Origin of the sequence: Amycolatopsis sp. w19, from assembly GCF_051373225.1 — a bacterium.
In the GTDB taxonomy this organism is placed as follows: domain Bacteria; phylum Actinomycetota; class Actinomycetes; order Mycobacteriales; family Pseudonocardiaceae; genus Amycolatopsis; species Amycolatopsis japonica.
This window is the reverse complement of record NZ_JBPQFM010000001.1, coordinates 721,094-739,173: the sequence shown is the minus strand read 5'-3', so window position 1 is coordinate 739,173 and position 18,080 is coordinate 721,094. Positions and strand designations below refer to the sequence as shown.

The 18,080-nt window shown below is 69.1% G+C and carries 17 protein-coding genes; 10 read left to right on the top strand and 7 right to left on the bottom strand.

Annotated features, from left to right (window positions below; translation table 11 throughout):
• The first annotated feature begins 67 nt into the window (after positions 1–67).
• The 3 genes from ACSMFO_RS03325 to ACSMFO_RS03315 all read left to right on the top strand — a co-directional run bounded on the left by ACSMFO_RS03325 (position 68) and on the right by ACSMFO_RS03315 (position 3,683).
• Positions 68–1,627 carry a discoidin domain-containing protein gene (locus ACSMFO_RS03325; protein ID WP_436457067.1) on the top strand — a complete coding sequence of 520 codons (1,560 nt, stop codon included), beginning with the start codon at positions 68–70 and terminating at the stop codon, positions 1,625–1,627.
• 16 nt (positions 1,628–1,643) lie between these two features.
• Entirely contained in the window at positions 1,644–2,687 is a 1,044-nt protein-coding gene (locus ACSMFO_RS03320; RefSeq protein WP_436456856.1) for a hypothetical protein, read from the top strand.
• A gap of 228 nt (positions 2,688–2,915) precedes the next feature.
• Complete coding sequence (locus tag ACSMFO_RS03315; RefSeq protein ID WP_436456855.1) at positions 2,916–3,683, top strand: class I SAM-dependent methyltransferase; 768 nt, start codon at positions 2,916–2,918, stop codon at positions 3,681–3,683.
• Here the strand turns inward: ACSMFO_RS03315 and ACSMFO_RS03310 are convergent.
• Entirely contained in the window at positions 3,608–4,849 is a 1,242-nt protein-coding gene (locus tag ACSMFO_RS03310) for a tyrosine-type recombinase/integrase (protein ID WP_436456854.1), read from the bottom strand. The two genes, ACSMFO_RS03315 and ACSMFO_RS03310, sit on opposite strands and share 76 nt — an antisense overlap.
• Before the next feature lie 423 nt (positions 4,850–5,272).
• Between ACSMFO_RS03310 and ACSMFO_RS03305 the strand changes: the two genes are divergently transcribed.
• The 3 genes from ACSMFO_RS03305 to ACSMFO_RS03295 are packed head-to-tail and all read left to right on the top strand — an operon-like array spanning position 5,273 to position 7,143.
• Positions 5,273–6,172 carry a response regulator receiver protein gene (locus tag ACSMFO_RS03305; RefSeq protein ID WP_436456853.1) on the top strand — a complete coding sequence of 300 codons (900 nt, stop codon included), beginning with the start codon at positions 5,273–5,275 and terminating at the stop codon, positions 6,170–6,172.
• A 54-nt stretch (positions 6,173–6,226) separates the two neighbouring features.
• Positions 6,227–6,790: a hypothetical protein gene (locus ACSMFO_RS03300; protein WP_436457074.1), complete on the top strand. Its 564-nt coding sequence runs from the start codon at positions 6,227–6,229 to the stop codon at positions 6,788–6,790.
• On the top strand, positions 6,679–7,143 hold the full coding sequence (locus ACSMFO_RS03295) for a glycoside hydrolase family 6 protein (RefSeq protein WP_436457066.1): 465 nt from the start codon (positions 6,679–6,681) through the stop codon (positions 7,141–7,143). Before ACSMFO_RS03300 ends, ACSMFO_RS03295 begins: the two co-directional genes overlap by 112 nt.
• A gap of 14 nt (positions 7,144–7,157) precedes the next feature.
• On the opposite strand, the gene ACSMFO_RS03290 is transcribed toward ACSMFO_RS03295, so the two are convergent.
• Both ACSMFO_RS03290 and ACSMFO_RS03285 read right to left on the bottom strand, forming a co-directional pair.
• Positions 7,158–8,807 carry a WXG100 family type VII secretion target gene (locus ACSMFO_RS03290; protein WP_436456852.1) on the bottom strand — a complete coding sequence of 550 codons (1,650 nt, stop codon included), beginning with the start codon at positions 8,805–8,807 and terminating at the stop codon, positions 7,158–7,160.
• Positions 8,808–8,908: 101 nt separating this feature from the next.
• Positions 8,909–9,688: an SDR family NAD(P)-dependent oxidoreductase gene (locus ACSMFO_RS03285; RefSeq protein WP_436456851.1), complete on the bottom strand. Its 780-nt coding sequence runs from the start codon at positions 9,686–9,688 to the stop codon at positions 8,909–8,911.
• 85 nt (positions 9,689–9,773) lie between these two features.
• On the opposite strand from ACSMFO_RS03285, the gene ACSMFO_RS03280 reads away from it, so the two are divergent.
• The gene (locus ACSMFO_RS03280) at positions 9,774–10,625 is read left to right on the top strand and encodes a helix-turn-helix transcriptional regulator (RefSeq protein WP_436456850.1); all 852 of its coding nucleotides are present in this window, start codon (positions 9,774–9,776) and stop codon (positions 10,623–10,625) included.
• Here ACSMFO_RS03280 and ACSMFO_RS03275 read toward each other — a convergent pair.
• The gene (locus ACSMFO_RS03275) at positions 10,584–11,807 is read right to left on the bottom strand and encodes a PucR family transcriptional regulator (protein ID WP_436456849.1); all 1,224 of its coding nucleotides are present in this window, start codon (positions 11,805–11,807) and stop codon (positions 10,584–10,586) included. The two genes, ACSMFO_RS03280 and ACSMFO_RS03275, sit on opposite strands and share 42 nt — an antisense overlap.
• A 110-nt stretch (positions 11,808–11,917) precedes the next feature.
• On the opposite strand from ACSMFO_RS03275, the gene ACSMFO_RS03270 reads away from it, so the two are divergent.
• Positions 11,918–12,784, top strand: a complete 867-nt coding sequence (locus tag ACSMFO_RS03270; protein ID WP_436456848.1) for an SGNH/GDSL hydrolase family protein — start codon at positions 11,918–11,920, stop codon at positions 12,782–12,784.
• Between the two features lie 366 nt (positions 12,785–13,150).
• Here ACSMFO_RS03270 and ACSMFO_RS03265 read toward each other — a convergent pair whose 3' ends face one another.
• Positions 13,151–14,332, bottom strand: a complete 1,182-nt coding sequence (locus ACSMFO_RS03265; RefSeq protein ID WP_360131917.1) for a S8 family peptidase — start codon at positions 14,330–14,332, stop codon at positions 13,151–13,153.
• Between the two features lie 261 nt (positions 14,333–14,593).
• Here ACSMFO_RS03265 and ACSMFO_RS03260 point away from each other — a divergent pair, with 261 nt between their 5' ends.
• Positions 14,594–15,397 carry a pentapeptide repeat-containing protein gene (locus ACSMFO_RS03260; protein ID WP_436456847.1) on the top strand — a complete coding sequence of 268 codons (804 nt, stop codon included), beginning with the start codon at positions 14,594–14,596 and terminating at the stop codon, positions 15,395–15,397.
• 5 nt (positions 15,398–15,402) lie between these two features.
• Here the strand turns inward: ACSMFO_RS03260 and ACSMFO_RS03255 are convergent, their stop codons facing one another.
• The gene (locus ACSMFO_RS03255) at positions 15,403–16,041 is read right to left on the bottom strand and encodes an SDR family NAD(P)-dependent oxidoreductase (protein WP_436456846.1); all 639 of its coding nucleotides are present in this window, start codon (positions 16,039–16,041) and stop codon (positions 15,403–15,405) included.
• Between the two features lie 115 nt (positions 16,042–16,156).
• On the opposite strand from ACSMFO_RS03255, the gene ACSMFO_RS03250 reads away from it, so the two are divergent.
• Positions 16,157–17,110: a helix-turn-helix transcriptional regulator gene (locus tag ACSMFO_RS03250; protein WP_436456845.1), complete on the top strand. Its 954-nt coding sequence runs from the start codon at positions 16,157–16,159 to the stop codon at positions 17,108–17,110.
• On the opposite strand, the gene ACSMFO_RS03245 is transcribed toward ACSMFO_RS03250, so the two are convergent.
• The gene (locus ACSMFO_RS03245; protein WP_350594061.1) at positions 17,089–18,027 is read right to left on the bottom strand and encodes an AraC family transcriptional regulator; all 939 of its coding nucleotides are present in this window, start codon (positions 18,025–18,027) and stop codon (positions 17,089–17,091) included. The two genes, ACSMFO_RS03250 and ACSMFO_RS03245, sit on opposite strands and share 22 nt — an antisense overlap.
• Between the last annotated feature and the right edge of the window lie 53 nt (positions 18,028–18,080).

Below are 18,080 nucleotides of genomic sequence, written 5' to 3'. Positions count from 1 at the left end.
CGCGGCACCGGACCCCGGTCCGTGGTTCACGACGACGTAAGCACATCCAGGAGTACAGGTGAATCGAATGGTGAAGCCGGGCACCGCCGCGATCGCGGCGATCGTCCTGCTCGCTCAGCCCGTGATCGCTTCCGGCGCCACGGCCGGACCGGTGGAATCACTGCTGTCGGTCAACAAACGGACGACGACGTCCACCGTCGAGAACGAGAGCTTCAGCGGTGCTCTCGCCGTCGACGGCGATTCGACGACCCGCTGGGCGAGCCTGGAGGGTGATCCACAGTGGATCGCCGTCGACCTCGGCGGCCCGGCGGACATCAGCCGGGTCAAGGTCTTCTGGGAATCGGCCCACGCGAAGGACTACCAGGTCCAGGCGTCCGACGACGGCCAGAACTGGCGCGACGTGAAGACCGTGGTCGGGAGCGACGGCGGACTCGACGAGTTCACCGATCTGAACACTTCCGCCCGGCACGTCCGGATCTTCGGCACGGCACGGGCGACCGTTTACGGGTACTCGCTGTGGGAACTGGAGGTCTACGGCGTCCGGACCGGCGACGGCGACATCCAGCCGCCGTCGGTGCCGTCCGGGCTCCGGCAGGCGTCGTCCACCACCGAGAGCATCACGCTCGGGTGGAACCCGGCGAGCGACAACGTCGGAGTCGTCGAGTACGAGATCCTGCGCAACGGCAATGTGATCGGCAGGTCCGCCACGACGTCCTACACCGACACGTCGCTGGCTTCGGGCTTCGACTTCCACTACGCGGTGCGGGCGCGGGACGCGGCAGGAAACCTGTCCGGGTCGACCGCGCCGGTGAAGGCGTCCACCCGGCCGACCCCGTCCGACGGCATCGTCATCGCGCTCGCCGGCGACATCGCCAAACCGGAGCTGCCTTCCGAGCACCAGCAGACCGCGGAGCTCGTCGCGAAGATCAAGCCTCGATACGTGCTGACGGTCGGAGACAACCAGTACGTCGACGGCACCATCGAAGAATTCCGGTCCTACTACGACAAGACGTGGGGCAGGTTCAAGAAGATCACCAAACCCACACCGGGCAACCACGAGTGGAACAACGAGCTGGCGGGGTACAAACAGTACTTCGGCAAGATCGCGACGCCGAAGGGTAAGCCGTACTACAGCTTCGACGTCGGAGCCTTCCATTTCGTCGCGCTCGATTCGGACCCGGTGTACAACGGCGGCGGCGCCGAGCAGGTCGCCTGGCTGCGCAAGGACCTCGCGAAGACGAAGAAGTCCTGTATCGCCGGCTACTGGCACCACCCGCGCTTCAACTCGGGGAATTCCGGTGACGCGAAGAGTGTGGCGCCGTTGTGGAACGAGCTGGCCAGGGCGAAGGCGGACGTCGTGTTCGCCGGGCACGATCACCACTACGAGCGGACGAAGCCGCTGGACGTCAACGGCCACGTCGACGAGGCCAACGGCGTGCGTTCGGTCATCGCCGGCATCGGCGGCGACAGCCTGTACCTCGATTACAAAGCCCGCGAAGGCGTCGAGAAGATCCTGGGCAAGCACGGGGTGATGAAGCTGGTCCTCAAGGGAAAGACCTATTCCTGGGAGATCATCGGCACCAACGGCGAACTGCTCGACAAAGCAGGCCCGTACCGCTGCCGGTGACGGGGAAGGAGACGGGATGAAGCTTCCGGTGAAGTTCGTCGTCGCGCTGGCGGGTGTCGCCGCGCTTGCCGCCGCCTCGGTGGTGTACGTGGTGCAGGCCAAGGCGAAGAGCCCCGAGCGACAGGCGGCCGACGCGACGGTCGCGGTGGATTCCGCGGGGCAGGTCGGCCTGGGGGAGCAGGGCAGGCTGCTGTTCCGCAACGGCGCTTCGGGGCCGGGGTACGGCAACGTCGCCTCGGTCCCCGTCTCCGATCCCGGAGGGCCGCGACGGATCAGCTCGCTCACGTGTGAACGGTTCTACACCGTGGCGAACGGTGGCCTGTGCCTGGCGAAGGACTCCACGCCGATGGCGGGTGCGGTCGCCCGGTTCGTCGATGCCACGCTCGGCGAGGTCAAACGAGTCGACGTGCCCGGAATCCCCAACCGCGCGAAGCTTTCACCTGGTGGCCGGATGGGCAGCTGGACCACCTTCGTCACCGGTGACTCCTACTCGACGCCCGGCACCTTCTCGACGCGCACGGCCATCATGGATCGCGAGCTGAACGAACTGTCGAGCAACATCGAGGGCATCCCGTTGCGGATCGGGGACGTGCCCCATCGTGGCGAGGACGTCAACTACTGGGGCGTCACGTTCGCGGCGGACGAGCGGACGTTCTTTGCCACGGTCGCCACCGGCGGGCGGACCTATCTGGTGCAGGGCGACAACACGGCGTGGAACGCCCGCACGCTGCGGGAGAACGCGGAATGTCCTTCGCTGTCGCCGGACGGGAAGAAACTCGCGTTCAAGAAGCGGGTGGCGGAAGGGGACGTCAATCCGTGGCGGGAACACGTGCTGGATCTGGCCACGATGCGTGAGACCCCGCTGGCGGAAACGCGCAGTGTCGACGATCAGGTGGTGTGGCTCGACAACGACACCATCGGGTACAGCCTGCCGCGCGGGAACGGGAAGGAAAGCGACATCTGGGCCGTGCCCGCGGACGGCAGTGGCGCGGCGCGACTGCTGGTTCCGCTCGCGTCGTCGCCGTCGGTCACGGGTGGCCTCGGCAAGTCCTCGTCGTGACTTATCGAGGGGTAAGTCAAAGGTGGCGTGGCCGGGTCCCGTCACGAGTCGTCCGCCTGGACACGCGTGTCGTCCGTCTGATCACGTGTGTCGTCCCTGTGGTCACGCGAAACCGCCCGGCTGCGGGTAGCTGAGACACGGTCGGTTCTATCGACCAGCACGACGCGAAGGCCCCTTCAGCCCAGCTGACGACCACGGCACCTTCGCCTTACCCCTCGATAGATTGGGTTGGTGGAAAACGACTACGACACCTTCGCCGAGGCGTATGCGGCCGAGAACGAAACCAGCCTGATCAACGCGTACTACACGCGGCCCGCCATCCTCGATCTGGCCGGCGACGTGACCGGCAGGCGGATCCTCGACGCGGGGTGCGGGGCGGGTCCTCTTTTCGAGGCGCTGCGCGATCGGGGCGCCATTGTGACCGGGTTCGACTCCAGCGCGAAAATGCTGAAGCTGGCCCGGAAACGCCTCGGTGACGACGCCGCATTGCGGGTCGCCGACATCGGTGAGCCGCTGCCCTATCCCGACGGTGCCTTCGACGACGTCATCGCCGCCCTCGTTTTGCACTACCTCGAAGACTGGACGGCACCGCTGGCCGAGATCCGGCGTGTGCTGAAACCCGGCGGCAGGCTGATCATGGCCGTCAACCACCCGATCATCTTCAAGCTGGTCCACCCCGAAGGCGACTACTTCAAGACCGTCAAGTGGTCGGACGAGTACACCTTCAGCGGCCAGAAAGCCGTTCTGACGTACTGGCATCGGCCCCTGCACGCGATGACCGACGCCTTCACCGCGGCGGGTTTCCGGACGTCCGTCGTCAGCGAGCCCCACCCGGCGCCGGGAGCGCGAGAGCGCTTCCCGGAGGAGCTCGCGGGCAAGACCGCCTTCCTGAGTTTCCTGTTCTTCGTTCTCGAGGCGGATCAGGAGGTGGGGTGCCAGGCGTCGGCGACCAGGTCGACCGCACTGCGGGCAGGGTCGCGGGCCGCGTGGTCGTAGACCGCGCTGGTGGTGTCGATGCTGGCGTGGCCGACGTCGGCCTGGACATGTTCCAGTGACGCACCCGCCTCCACCGCCGCGGTCACGTAGAAATGCCGCAGCGCGTGCGGATGCATCACCTCGGCGACCCCGGCCAGCTCCGGGCCCGCGGCCGCGGCGACCCGGCGCAGCAGCTGCCAGATCGCCTGCCGGGCGAAACGACGTCCGCCGCGCGTCACCAGCAGCGGCCGGTCGCCGCCACGACCGGCCCGGCCGACCCCCGCCACGATCGCGGTTCCCGCGCCGTCGCCACGTAAATTCGCGTACTCCAGCACCGCGTTCTCTGCGGGGACACTCAGATACACGACACGGACCTTCCCGCCCTTGCCTCGCACCCGCAGCGCCCGGCGCCCCCGCGTGACGTGCAGATCCGCCTCGTCGAGCCCGCACAGCTCGCTCACTCGTAACCCCAGGGTGAAGAGGGAGACGATCGCGACCGCGCGGGCGACATCGCACGCGCCGGCACCACGCCGCGGCGCACCCGCCGCCCGGTGCAGCGCCGCGACCTGCCGGGAGGTCAACGTGATCGTCGCCGACGTGCTCGCGGCGGCCGCTGTCAGTCCGAGTCGCCGCCGGTCCAGCGCCGCGGGGTTCGCCGCCACGAGTCCCGCATCGGCCAGGAACGCGTACAGCGTCTTCACTGTGGCGAGCATCCGGTCCCGCGTCGACGGCGCGGCGCCCGCCTCATCCAGTTCTCCCAGCCAGGCTTTCACGTGCGCCGACGTCGCAGCCGTCGGGTCGATACCGCGCGTGGCGCACCATCGCAGCCAATGCCAGGACCGCAATCTGCCGCGACCCGCCGGCGGAGGCCCCGCCCGGCCGGACGCGGGCGCGGTGAGCACGGCGTCGGCGTAAGCCGCCACCGCCGCGCTCCAGCGAGCGTCGCTCGGAGCGCCGCTCGGCGTCCAAGCCGCGGCGATGTCGGCCGCACTGACCGGCAGTCCGAGCCCTTCGGCGTAGGTGCGACGAGTCTGACGGTTGCCGTAGCCGGTGAGCCAGTCGGTGATTCCCGACAGCAGCCCCGCCGGATCCGCCAGTCCCGGCCAGACCTCGTCGGTGAGTGCGCCGGCGGGGGATAGCCCGGTCCTGGCGACGCTGTCGTCCTGCGCCACACCAGTCACGATCATCCGCACACCGTAGCGGCGTTGATCGCTTGCCCAGTTTTCGGCAGCGCCTCAGACGCCCCGAATTCTTCGTCTCCGGACGCTCACGCCTCCAGATCGACCTCCGCGAACCACTTAGCTACAAAATGTATCTTCTGTAGCTAAGTTAGGTTGTAGTTATAGTTACCGCTACTCCAGTTAGAGGTTATGCAACTAACAAGGTAAGCTCCGGACATGGTCGAAAACGCGAGTGCGGTAGCCGAGGAAAGTGCGCCGGAGCAGGCACGATGCGGGTTTCGCAAGTGCCGGGAGCCGCTGCCGCCACCCGGACCGCGTGGAGGCAGGCCCTACGAGTTCTGCCCAGACCGGACATGGCCCGGCGGAAAAAGCTGCAAGCAACTGGCCTCGGCAGAACAGGCGCTACGGGAGGCTCTGGGCGACGAGGGCGTGCCGTCCGCGGCGCTGGCGGACGCCGGACAGGCCTTCGACCAGGCCGCCGCCGCGCTGACCGGCCCTCTCCGCACGTTGAGCAACGCGCTCGACGCGGTCACCGCCCATCTACGCGATGAGATCGCGACGGCCGTCGTTCAGGCCGAGGCTGCCCATGAGGCCGCCGCGGAAGCCGACCGGCAACGGGAGGCCGCGCTGGCACGAGCAGCCGAGGCCGAAGCCGCCGCCGAGGAAGCGCAGGAAGCCGCCCGGACGGCTCAGCAGGCCGAGCTTCTGGCCAAGGTGACCACGGACGAGGCGGTCGAGGCCCGGGCAGCGGCCCAGCTGGCTCAGGCGAAAGCGGAGTCGGCCACCGCGGTGATCACCGAGCACGCACAGGAAGCAGCCGAAGAAGCGGCGACCCAGCGAAACCGCGCCGACCAGCTGGCTGCCACGCTCGCCGCCCGCGGCGAGGAGCTGGCGACCCGGACCGCGGAACGAGACGCAGCACGGACCGCGTTGGCCGAATCGGACGAGCGTCGCAAGACGTGGGAGCGACTCCTGGACACGCAGAAGCGCGAACTGACCGCGGAGTTGGACGCCGTCCGTGCGCAGCTGAGCGATCAAGAGGTCCGCCATCGGGAAGCTCTTGCCGAGCAGGCGGCACGCGAGACCGCGTCACGGACAGAACTCGGGAACGCCCAGTCCGAGCTGACCGCCGCGCGCGAGCAACTCGCCGCAGCTCAACTCCGAGTCGCCCAATCCCAGGCGGTGCACGACGAGGTCACGGTGACCCTGTCGCGTATCCGTCAACGCGCCCTCGCCGCGACGGACGAACCATCGGCGCCGCTGCGGCACGATTTGCTGACGATTCTCCTGGGCGAAGACGCAACCGAGACGCGTGTGGTCCGGGAATAATCAGCCGGTGAAGTTGCACCAGCTCGGGACCGGACGAGACGGGTGGGGATGAGGATGAGGGACAACCAGTGCTGGTCGACCCTGGTGCCCCTCATCGTCCTGCTCACCGTGCTGGGAGCCTGCGATCCGGGCGGACGTGCGATCGACCCACGCGGCGTCGCTGCGCCGGTTCCGATACTCGGCCCCGCGCGCGACTTCCGGGTCGACGAGGACAACCCGGCCGCGGTCTGGGTGCGCTCGGTGCCGACCGGGCCCGAAGCCGACGTCATTCGCGATCGGATCGCCTCACGCCCGGCCGCCCAGGTCGTACGCACGGCCGAACAGGTGAAACAGGCCGTCCGCCGGGCTGGTGCCACCAACACGATGTCGATCTTCACGATCGCCCCGGACCAGCCGGAAGCGTGCGGGATGGGCCACCGTGCATGGCTCGACGGGATCGCGGCCGGTATCGCCGGGGCACCGGCCTTGGTGGTGATCCGGGCGGCCAAGGGGTGCTCCGTTACCGAATCACGGCAACAGTTGTTCTCTCAGCCGCGGAAACCCTCGGCGCGCTTGCCCGCACCATCGTCCTTCTGGATGTCTCGGACGCGATCTCAGCATCCGCAGCCGCCGAGATGATCGCTTCGGCGGGACGAACTGTGGACGGGTTCGCGGTCAACGTGCGCGGCTACGCCACCGAGGGCGCCGCGACCGCGACGGCGAACGGTGTCCGAGACCGGCTGCTGGCTGCCACAGGACGGAACGACTACCTGATGGTGGCTGACAGCAGCCGCAACGGAGCACCGACGAACGGGGATTGCAATCCGTCCGGTGCACAGGTGGGGCAGAACCAGGTCTTGAGGCCTGAGCGCGACAAGCTGCAACTGCTCTGGCTCACCACGCCAGGAGTCTCCGACGGGCCGTGTGGAGAAGCTCCCACCAGTTCTGCAGGCGAGTTCGTGCCGTCACTCGCTTACACGCTGGTGGCGTGATCGCCGGAAGCGAGCTACCTGAACAACCCGCCGAGCTTGTCCAGCCCTTCCTTGACCCCGTCCTCGACGCGCCGGTACGTGTCCGCCCCGGTGACCAGGCCGTCCGCGATGCCGCCGACCGTTTCCACTCCCGCCGTCAGCCGGTCGCCCGCCGCCGTGACGTGCTTGGTCAGCGCGTCGCTGAAGGTGGTCGCCGCGGGCACGTCGCCGAGCAAGTGCGGCACCAGTTGCAGCCGCGACATCGCGCCGGCCGCGGTGCTCAACGTCGACGTCGCCCCGTCCAGGACGCCCGCGGCACCGACCAGCGAGTCGGGATCGGTTTCGTATCCGGCGTCGCCGGGGGAGAGCGCACCGTCGGGGTCGAGGCCGAGTTCGTCCAGGGAGATCCTGGTCAGCTCCGGTTCGTCCCATTTCGAGCCAGGGTTCTTCTGGTAGCCGTAGGCGCCGGATTCGTGCGCCAGCACGATCTCCCCGTCGATCTCGACGGCCTCCTCGACGCCGTGGGAGTCGTAACCGTCCTCGTTGCCCGACTCGCCGCCCTTCAGCTCGATCTCTTCGCGATCGTTGAAGTCGTACCACTCCGGCGTCCGGTCCTGCCGGTAGAACTTGCCGCTGTGCCCGTCGGAGGACGAGAAGATGAACTCGTCGTCGCGCACCACGACACCCTGGACGTTGTTCGGCGTCTCGATCGGATCCCCGGCCTCGTCCGGCCGGGGTGAGCCGTCCGGGCCGACCGGGACTTCGTAGAGCCGGTTGTTGGTGTAGTCGCCCACGAAGAGTTTGCCTTGCGCGTAGGTGACGTAGCTGTGGGCGGGCGTGTCGACCACGTCCACGGCGTTGACCGGTTTTCCGCTGTCCTGCGCGGCGTCGAGTTCGGCCTTGTCGTAGACGTACACGTATCCGTTGGACGACACCCAGACGTGCTCGCCGTCCGTCGCGACGCCGCCGGTGTGCGTGGGCGCACCGACGTCGCCGTTGCCGTTGAGGTAAACGTTCCCCGTTTCCACGCCGGTCTCGTAGTCGACGTAGGTCAGCCTGCTCGGGGTCAGTCCGGGTCCGATGGGGCTGTCGCCGGAGCCGTCCCCATCACCGTCGTGGTACGAGCCCACCAGCAGGTTCTCGCCGTCGTAGGCCAAGCCCTGCGAAGTCCACGGCTCGCCTGGGTTGACGCCGCTGATGTCGGCGTTGCCGTCGCTGTCCCAGCCCCCGCTTCCGCCGCCGTCGGTAGTGGCCGCCAGCGCGGTGAGCCGGCTTTCGTAGGTCTGCTGCGCGACGGTCAGGGCCCGGATGGTCTTCATCGCGATCTCCGGCGCTTCGAGGAGGTCGGTCAGGCCGAGCTTGCGCCAGGGGCCGATGGCGGTGTCGGCCGACGTCCGCAGCGCGGAGTACGCCTTCGCGGCGCCCTTGACCGCCGCCTCGGCGGTGTTGAGCTGGGTGTAGACCTCGGCGACGGTTCGCGAGGACTGTTTCGCTTTGCCGACGAACTCCGCCGCCGCTTTCCCGCGCCAGGACCGGGCCGCTCGCAGGGCGCCGTCGGAGATCCCGTCCGCCACGGTCTGCAACGACGTCTTGGCGTCGGCGATGGTGGCGCCGACCTCGGCGATGCCCGCCGCGTCCCCCGACGTGAGCTTGGCGTAGAGCGGTTCGGGATCCAGGAACGGCATCGGCTTCTCCTCGGGCAAACCCCTGGTCAGGGTGGGCGTGCGCGTTCAGACGTCGGAAGGCCGACACCGGTTCCCCCGCATCACCCACCCCTGTCCCGAGGTCAGGCCAGCATGCCGCCGTCCACCCGCAGGACCACCCCGGTCACGTAGGAGGCGCGATCGCTCAGCAGCCACGCCGCGGCCTGCGCGATCTCCTCGGGCTCGGCCACCCGCCCCAGCGGGGTCTGAGCGTTGAGCCGCTGCAGGATGTCCGGCGAGCTCTCGACCCACTCGGAGAACATCTCGGTCAACGTTGTGCCGGGTGCGACGGCGTTGATCCGGATCCCTTCCGGACCGTAGGTGGCGGCGGCCGACGCGGTGAGGCTGTTGACGCCGCGTTTCATGGCGCCGTACGCGGGGAGTTCCGGATTGGCCATCAGGCTGCCGACGCTGGTGTTGTTGACGATGGCGCCGGTCTTCGCGGTGGCACGGATGGCCCCGATCTCGGCGACCATGGCCAGCCACGGACCCTTCAGGTTCACGGCATAGATCCGGTCGAAATCGGCCTCGGTCACCTGGTCCATCGGGCCGGGCGGCACGTTGGTCGCGCCGTTGTTGAACGCGACGTCGAGCCTGCCGTGCAGGTCCACCGCGCGGTCGACGGCCGCGCGGATACTCGACGCGTCGCCGAGGTCGCATACGACGTGGTCCGCGATGCCGCCCTCCGCGCGGATCTCCTCGGCTACGGCCTTCAGCTGGAACTCGGTGCGGGCGGCGAGCACGACGCGGGCGCCTTCCCTGGCGAACAGCCGTGCGGCGGCGGCGCCGATGCCTCGGCCGGCACCGGTGACGAAGGCGACCTTGCCGTCGAGCAGGCCGGAAACAGTCGTTGTGGTGGTCATGAAATCGAGCGTTCACCCGCTTTCGGCGCCTATCCAGGCATCGGCGGTACCTGGCTGGCGGGCCGCGATCGTCCACACTGGAGAGGTGGACAGACGACAACTGGCGGACTTCCTGCGCAGCAGGCGCGAGCGGATCACACCCGCCGACGTCGGCCTTCCCGCCGGGCCCCGCCGCCGCACTCCCGGTCTGCGGCGCGAGGAGGTGGCACAGCTGGCGTACATCTCGACCGAGTACTACACGCGGCTGGAGCAGGCTCGCGGTCCGCGGCCCTCGCGTGAGGTACTGGGCGGGCTGACCAGGGCACTCCGGCTGTCGGATGTGGAACGGGATCACCTGCACCATCTCGCCGGCGCGCCGCCGGGACCACCGCCCGGACCGTCGCGTGAGGTCCGGCCGAGCATTCTCGCGCTGCTGCACCGTCTTCCGCAGGCGGCGGCGATCGTGCTGTCGGCGACCTACGAGGTGCTCGCCTGGAACGACCTCGCCGCGGCGCTGATGGAGGACTTCTCCGCGCTGCCCCGGCGGGACCGCAATCTCGTGCGCCGCGCGTTCCTCGGGCCGCGGCCGGCGGGGCGGCGGCTGTACGGGGTGTCCGATGTGGACGAGTTCGCGGCGAGCGCGGTCCGGAATCTGCGGGTCACCGCCGGCCGCTATCCCGACGACCCCGAAGTCGCCGGGCTGATCCGGGAACTCCTCGACGGCAGTGAGGAATTCGCCCGGCTCTGGGCCGCGCACGACGTGTGCGCCGCGCCCACGCTGTGCAAGACGTTCCAGCATCCGGTGGTCGGCCCGGTCAGCGTGAACTGCGACGTCCTCGACATCCGCGACCGGGACCAGCAGGTCGTGATCTACACCGCCGATCCCGGCACTCCGTCGGAGAACGCGCTGCGGCTGCTATCCGTCGTCGGGACGCAGCGGATGGACGCTCCGCTCTGATGGTTTTGTAGGTTCCCTCGATACCAGCGGGTCGATCCTGAGCGCGGTCGCGAGCGCGAAGCGGCCTGCCGGGTCGTCGATCGTGCCGCCGAACAGCGTCCGCAACTGCCGGATCCGGTACCGGACGGTCTGGACGTGGACATGCAGTTCGACGCCGATCGCCTGTGGCTGATCAGGCCGCGCGAGCCAGGCGGCGAGGGTCGTGGTGAGCCGTTGCCGCGCCGGTTCCGGGAGACCGGCCAACGGCGCGAGGACGTCTTCCGAGAACTCGGCGGCGAGTTCGGGATCGGCGGTCAGCAGCAGATCGATGCGGTGATCGGTGGTGTGGACGAGGGGACTGTCACCGAGCGCGCCGGTGCGGGTCAGCCGCCAGAGCGCGCTCGCCCGGCGGGCACCGAGCGCGGCCGAGCGGAGCGGCACGACCGGGCCCACGCCGGCCTGGTCGTCACCGAGCAGGTCCCGCAACCGCCCGAGGTACCACTCCAGCCGGTCGGCGGGCATGACCACCGCGGTCAGGTCGTGATGACGGCCGACCAGCACCCGCCCCGGCATCCGGTCCAGCAGCTGGGGTGCGACATCGGCGCTGGTGACCGCGACGACGAGCCTGCCGGGCAGGACCCACATGGCTTGGCTCGCGGCGTCTTCGAGCAGGTCCCGTGCGGTGGCCGGTTCGGCGAGCAGGAGACCCAGGAGCCGGTCCCGCCGCGCTTGCCCGGCCCGCGCCGCCTGTGAGCGTGCTTCGGCGTATCCGTCGGCGGCCGCGGCCGAGAGTTCCGCGATGAAAGCGAAAAGCGCCTCACCTAGTTCGACGATCGCCTGGGTCGGCAGATCCACCGCCGGTGCCGCCGAGGTCAGCTGCCGCCATACGCCCAGTGCCGCGGATTGGTAGAAGCCGAGCATCTCCTCGAGGCTGCGGCCCGCGGTGTGCTGGGCCCGGCCCTGCGCGCGGTAGACCTCCCGGTCGGTGGTGATGTCGGGATGGCCGATCTCGCTGAAGAAGGCGTGCAACGCGACGTCGAGGGTGACTTGGAGGTTCGCCGCCGTCCGGTCGTCCAGCGGGGTCCGCAGCCCGGCACGGACCTGGTCCATCGCGGCGGACGCGATCGCGGCGGTGTCGGGCTCCAGGCGGGTCAGCACCGAGGCGTCGAGCCTGCGCCAGGGCTGTGCCGACGCCTTCGTCATAGAGGGAACCTACAAAACTCCGATCGAGAACGCGCGCCTCCGTTCTAGTGGTTCTCCCCGCTCCGGCGGACGCTGACCGCAGCATTCGACGACGCATGCAGGAGGCGGCAGTGACACGCTGGGGAAGAATCGCCCGGATCGCCGCGGTGGCGGGCACCGCACTGACCCTCGTCGGAATCGGGACACCGGCCCTCGCCTCGGCGGAGCGGCAGGTGTACGTCGCGATGGGTGACTCGTTCTCGGCAGGCTCGGTGGTGCTGCCGCAGTCCGATCTGCTCACCTGCGCCCGGTCGGCGATCAACTACGCGGGTCTGCTGGCGAAGCAGATCGAGGTCGACGAACTGCGCGACGTCACCTGTGGCGCCGCGACCACGGCCCATTTCACCAACCCACAGAAGGGGATCATCTCCGGCACGAACCCGCCGCAGTACGACGCGCTCTCGGCCGACACGACACTGGTGACCGTCGGCATCGGCGGCAACGACATCGGTTTGGTCGGGCTCGCGACGTCGTGCGTGAACCTGCTGCCGGTGGGTGCTTCGTGCAAGGCGGCCAACACCACGGGCGGGGTGGACAAGTACGCCACCAGGATCGACGCCTTCGCCGCGACCTACGGCACGGTGATCGAGCAGATCCGCCAGCGCGCCCCGCGGGCCGAGATCGTCATGGTGGGCTATCCGACCGGGATCAAATCCGGCGGCTGCTGGCCGCTCGTCCCGGTCCTGCCGCAGGACGCCGACTACATCCAGGCCAACATCGACCGGCTCAACGCGCGGATGGCCGAGCAGTCCGCCGCGCACGGTGCGAAGTACGTCGACATCCGGACGCCGAGTATCGGGCACGACGCCTGCCAGCCGATCGGCGTCAAATGGATCGAAGGGCTGATCCCGTCGGTGGTGAACAACAGCTTCGCCCCGCTGCACCCGAACGCCGCCGGGCTCGCGGCCGTGGTGCCGAGTATCCGGAAGGTGCTGTAGCGCCGTCGACGGGGCACGTCTCGTGAGTGGTGGCTCGCCACCGATGCCTAGCACGCCCATTGGACTGTCCAAAAAGGTCACTCTTCGAGATCAAAGCGCCCGATTCGGGCACTTTGCGCAGTATTGCCCGCGGGTCGTGAGTGGCGATGGTCGTTCTAACCCTCTTTGCCACTCACGACCCCGCGCAAAACTGGACTTATAGGCACAAAGCAGGCATGTGCCGCCCGGAAGGTGCCCTCTGTGGATTCGCCTACCCACCGCGGCACGGTCGAGCGTGGAGGATTCGGGACGTCCACTGTCCCCGAACCTCCCCTCGTGAGTGGTAAGGACGGTTAGAACCGTCCTTACCACTCACGAGGCCTCAGGTCACGCGGTCGGCGACCAGTACAGGAGCCGGTTCGGGGAACCGGAGCCCGGGTTGGTCACCTTGCCCGGAGTGGCCGCGTTGATCAGCGCGGTGGCCACCTGCGCGGGCGTGGCGCTCTTGTTGTTCTGCAGGTAGCGGGCCGCGACGCCGACCACGTGCGGGGTCGCCATCGAGGTGCCGCTGATGGTCTTCGTCGCGGTGTCGTTGGTGTTCCACGACGACGTGATGTTCGTGCCCGGCGCGAAGATGTCCACGACGCTGCCGTAGTTGGAGAAGCTGGAGCGCGCGTCGGTGTTGGTGGACGAGCCGACGGTGATCGCCTGGGTCACGCGGGCGGGGGAGAAGCCCGACGCGTTCGAGTTGGAATTCCCGGCGGCCACGCCGTAGGTGACGCCCGCGGCGATCGACCGGCGGACGGCGTCGTCGAGCGTGCTGGAGGCACCGCCGCCGAGGCTCATGTTGGCCGCGGCCGGTTTGACGTGGTTCTTGGTGACCCAGTCGATACCCGCGATGACCCCGGCGGTGGTGCCGCTGCCGGAGTTGTTGAGCACGCGGACGCCGTAGACGGTCGCGCCCTTGGCGATGCCGTACTGCGAACCGGCGATGGTGCCGGCGACGTGGGTGCCGTGGCCGTTGCCGTCCTGCGCGACGGCGTCGTTGTCGACGAAGTCGTAGCCGTTGCGGGCGCGGCCGCCGAAGGTCTGGTGGCTGATCCGCACGCCGGTGTCGATGACGTAGACGTTCACGCCCGCGCCGGTGCTGGTGTAGCTGTACTTGTTGTCGAGCGGCAGGTTGCGCTGGTCGACGCGGTCGAGGCCCCAGGACGGCGGGTTGGTCTGGGTCGCGTCCGCGTGGACGACCTGGTTCTGCTCGACCGACGCCACCGACGGGTCGGCGGCGAGGCGCTTGGCCTGCCGCTCCGACAGTGTCGCGGAGAAGCCCTTGAGCGAGTTGCTGTAGACCTGCTCCACCTTCGCGCCGAAGCGGTTCGCCAGCGCGCCCACGACGCCGGTGTCCTTCAGCGTGACGATGTAGCTGTTCGGGATCGCTTCGGCGGATCCCGCGGCGAGGATCTGTCCTTCGGCGGCTTGGGCGGGAGCAGCGGTCACGCTGATCGCCACCGCGACCGCGCTCGCCATCCCGGCACGTGACAGCCAACGCGCTTGTCTCGTCTCTCGCATGTGTTCGTCCTGTCGTTCGCAGGGGACCGGCCGGTCAAGACCACAGCGGCGGAAAGGCGGTCCAGCTCGACCGCATGGGACGGCACCTGCCGATTCCCACGGGGATCGAGGTTATTGAGCGCATGACATGTCCGAATCGACTGAATGGGGCAGGACCCGACCTTCGTCTGGCGGCCATTGGCGGCGGGTGCCCTGCACGGAAAGTGTGCTCCGTACCCTGTGGCTGGAACACCTTGCCGAGCTTCTGGAGTCCGAACCACCGTGCCAGCCCTTTCCAGCCTGCGAGCCGACTGCGAGAACTGCTTCGGCCTGTGCTGTGTCGTCCCGGCCTTCGCGGCGTCGGCCGATTTCGCGATCACCAAACCGGCGGGCCAGGCGTGCCCGAACCTGCGCGAGGACTCCGGGTGCGGAATCCACGACAAGCTCCGCAAGAAGGGCTTCACCGGCTGCACGGTCTACGACTGCTTCGGCGCGGGCCAGAAGGTCTCCCAGGTCACCTTCGACGGCGAGGACTGGCGCAAGTCACCGAAGACGGCCAAGACGATGTTCGCGGTCTTCCCGGTGATGCGGGATCTGCAGGAGCTGCTCTACTACCTGACCGAGGCGGCCTCGCTGCCGACGTCCGCGCCCATCCGTGACGACCTGGCCGAGATGATCGACCGGACCGAGCGGATGACGCTGGACACGCCCGGCGTGCTGCGAAAACTGGACGTCCATTCGCATCGGGGCGCGGTGAACGGGCTGCTGCTGCGCGCGAGCGAGCTCGCCCGCGCCGCCGTGCCGGGCAAGAAGAAGGACCGGCGCGGCGCCGACCTCATCGGCGCGAAGCTCAAGGGATCGAACCTGCGCGGCGCGCTGCTGCGCGGGGCGTATCTGATCGGCGCGGACCTGCGGGGGGCCGATCTCCGGCAGGCCGACGTCACCGGGGCGGACCTGCGTGACGCCGACATCCGCGGCGCGGACTTCCGTGACACGCTCTTCCTCCTCCAGTCGCAACTGGACGCGGCGAAGGGCGACGCGACGACGAAACTGCCGGACTCGCTTTCCCATCCGGCGCACTGGTAGGCCTGCTACGCCGTGTGGACGATCTCCTGCTCCCAGTCTTCTCGCGGCTGCGTGTGCAGCCGCCAGTAGTGCTCGGCGATGTCGTCGGGGTCGAACGGGGTTCCTTTCGCGACGGGTCCGGCGACGGTCACCGTGGCGACGTGCACTCCTGAGGGGCCGAATTCCTTGTCCAGCAGGGAAACCAGCGCCCGCACGCCCGCTTTCCCGAGCGAGAGGCTCGTGTAGGCGGGTACGGCTTCCGGCATCCCGCCGGTCACGATGATCGTGCCCGATCCGCGCTCCGCCATCCCCGGCGCGACGTGCGCCGCGGTGGTGATCGCTCCGATGACGTTGACCGACCACGCCGCGAGATGCCGTTCGACGGACAGCTCGCCGGGGGCGTCGGCCTGGATGATCGCCGCGTTGTAGACCACGACGTCAGGCTCGCCGTGTTCCCGCACCGCGGTGTCGAGAGCGGCCTTGAGGGAAGCCTCGTCGGTGACGTCGGCGGTGAGTGCCACCGCGGTCCCGAGTTCGGCGGCCAGCGGTTCCAGGGTCGCCGAACGGCGGGCCAGCAAGGTGATCGGCAGCCCTTCCTTGGCGAAGCGGTGCGCGACCGAGCGGCCGATACCCGGTCCCGCGCCGATGATCACTGCGCCTGCCATGTGCTTCTCCTTCTGAGTGGGTGCGCCGACCGTAGGGCCTGACATCGATGTGAAGGTCAAGTCCGCGCCACAAAGTGTTCACCGGATGAGCGGTTTGCCTGCGAGACTGGGCGCCATGCGTGCCGATCGCCTGGTGGCCACCCTCCTGCTGATGCAGGCGCGTGGCCGCGTCACGGCTTCCGAACTGGCGGACGAACTGGAGATCTCGGTCGCCACCGCGCGGCGTGACCTCGAGGCGTTGTCGTCGGCGGGTGTCCCGGTGTACCCGCAGCCCGGCCGGGGCGGCGGCTGGTCGCTCGTCGGCGGCGCGCGGACCGACCTCAGTGGACTGTCCGCTTCGGAGGCCCAGGCGCTGTTCCTGCTCGCCGGTCCGGCCGCGTCGATCTCGCCCGAGGTGAAATCCGCGCTGCGGAAGCTGGTCCGGGCCCTGCCGGACACGTTCCGCGCCGACGCGCAGGCCGCCGCGGACGCGGTCGTCATCGATCCGTCGCGGTGGGGTGAGCGGGAGAAGGAACGGCCCGAGTTGCTCACCGTGCTGCAGGCCGGGATCGTGCGCCGCCGCAAGGTTCGGTTCGGCTACGCGAAGAAGGGCGTGGAGCCGGTCGAGCGGGTCGTGGATCCGTGGGGGCTCGTGGACAAGGACGACATCTGGTACCTCATCGCGGGTACCGAGAAGGGGCAGCGCACCTTCCGCGTCGATCGCATGTCCGATGCCGAGGTCAGCGACCTGCCCGCGGGGCGGCCGGACGACTTCGAACTGTCGCGGGCGTGGGAGCAGGTGGTCGACCGGGTCGAGCAACGGCGTTCGGGGCTGGACGCGACCGTGCTCATCGCCGAGCGGCATCTGCCGATCCTCCAGGACCACTTCGGACGGCAGGCACGGGTGGAGGAGACGCTCGAAGACGGGCGTGTGCGGGTGACGGTGTCGGCGCCGGTGGCGTGGATGATCGCGCAGCAGCTCGCGGGCTGGGGTTCGATGATCGACGTACTGGGCCCGGAGTCGGTCCAGGAGGAACTCGCGCGGATCGGCGCGGAACTGGTCGAGCGTTACGCGACCCCGGCGCGGTAACCCTGCGGGCTGACACCGTGTTCGCGTTTGAACGCGGTGCTGAGCGCGAACGAACTGCCGTAGCCGACCTGCCGGGCGACCGCGCCGATGGTGACGTCGGGGTGCTGGCGCAGGAGATCCGCGGCGAGCGCGATCCGCCAGCTCGCGAGGTAGGCCATCGGCGGTTCGCCGACGGCGGCGGTGAACCGGCGGGCGAACGCGGCCCGGGACACGCCGGTGTCGGCCGCGAGGCTCGCCACGGTCCACGGTTCGGAAGGCTTGTGCTGCAACAGTTTCAGCGCGCGCCCGACGACCGGATCGCTGTGCGCGCGATACCAGGCGGGTGCGGCGGCGTCGGGCCGGTCGAACCAGGTCCGCAGCGCGGCGACCAAAAGCAGGTCGAGCACGCGATCCAGGACGGCTTCCTGGCCGGGCGTGTCCTTGACGATCTCGCCGGCGAGCAGCGTCACCAGCGGGTTGTCCCATTCGTCGTCCCGGACGACCAGCAGCGACGGCAGCGCGTTGAGGAGCCGTTTGCTGATCTCGCCTTCGAGCGGATAGGTGCCGGTGAGCAGGACGACGGGGCCGTCCGGGTCGTCGCCCCAGGTGCGGACGCCGAGATCCGACAGCTCGGTGAGGTGTTTCCCGTCGGGCGTCAGGCATTCCTGTCCCGGCAGGATCATCGCCTGCGGTGGGGTGGCCGGGTCGTCCGCGACGAGATACGGGTCCGGACCGCGGGCGATGGCGATGTCACCGGTGCCGAGGCGGACCGCGTCCCCGCGATCGGGCACCACCCACGACTCACCGCGGACCTGCGCCATCACCGTCAGCGGCGCCTCGTCCTCGATCCGCAGTGACCACGGCGGGGTCATGACCGACTTCAGCAGGAACGCGCCGCGGGCGCGGGGTCCGTCGAGCAGACCGGCGAGGGGATCCATAGCGCAAGTGTAGACGATGAAACATGGAACCGAGCCTTTGAGCTATGTTGCGT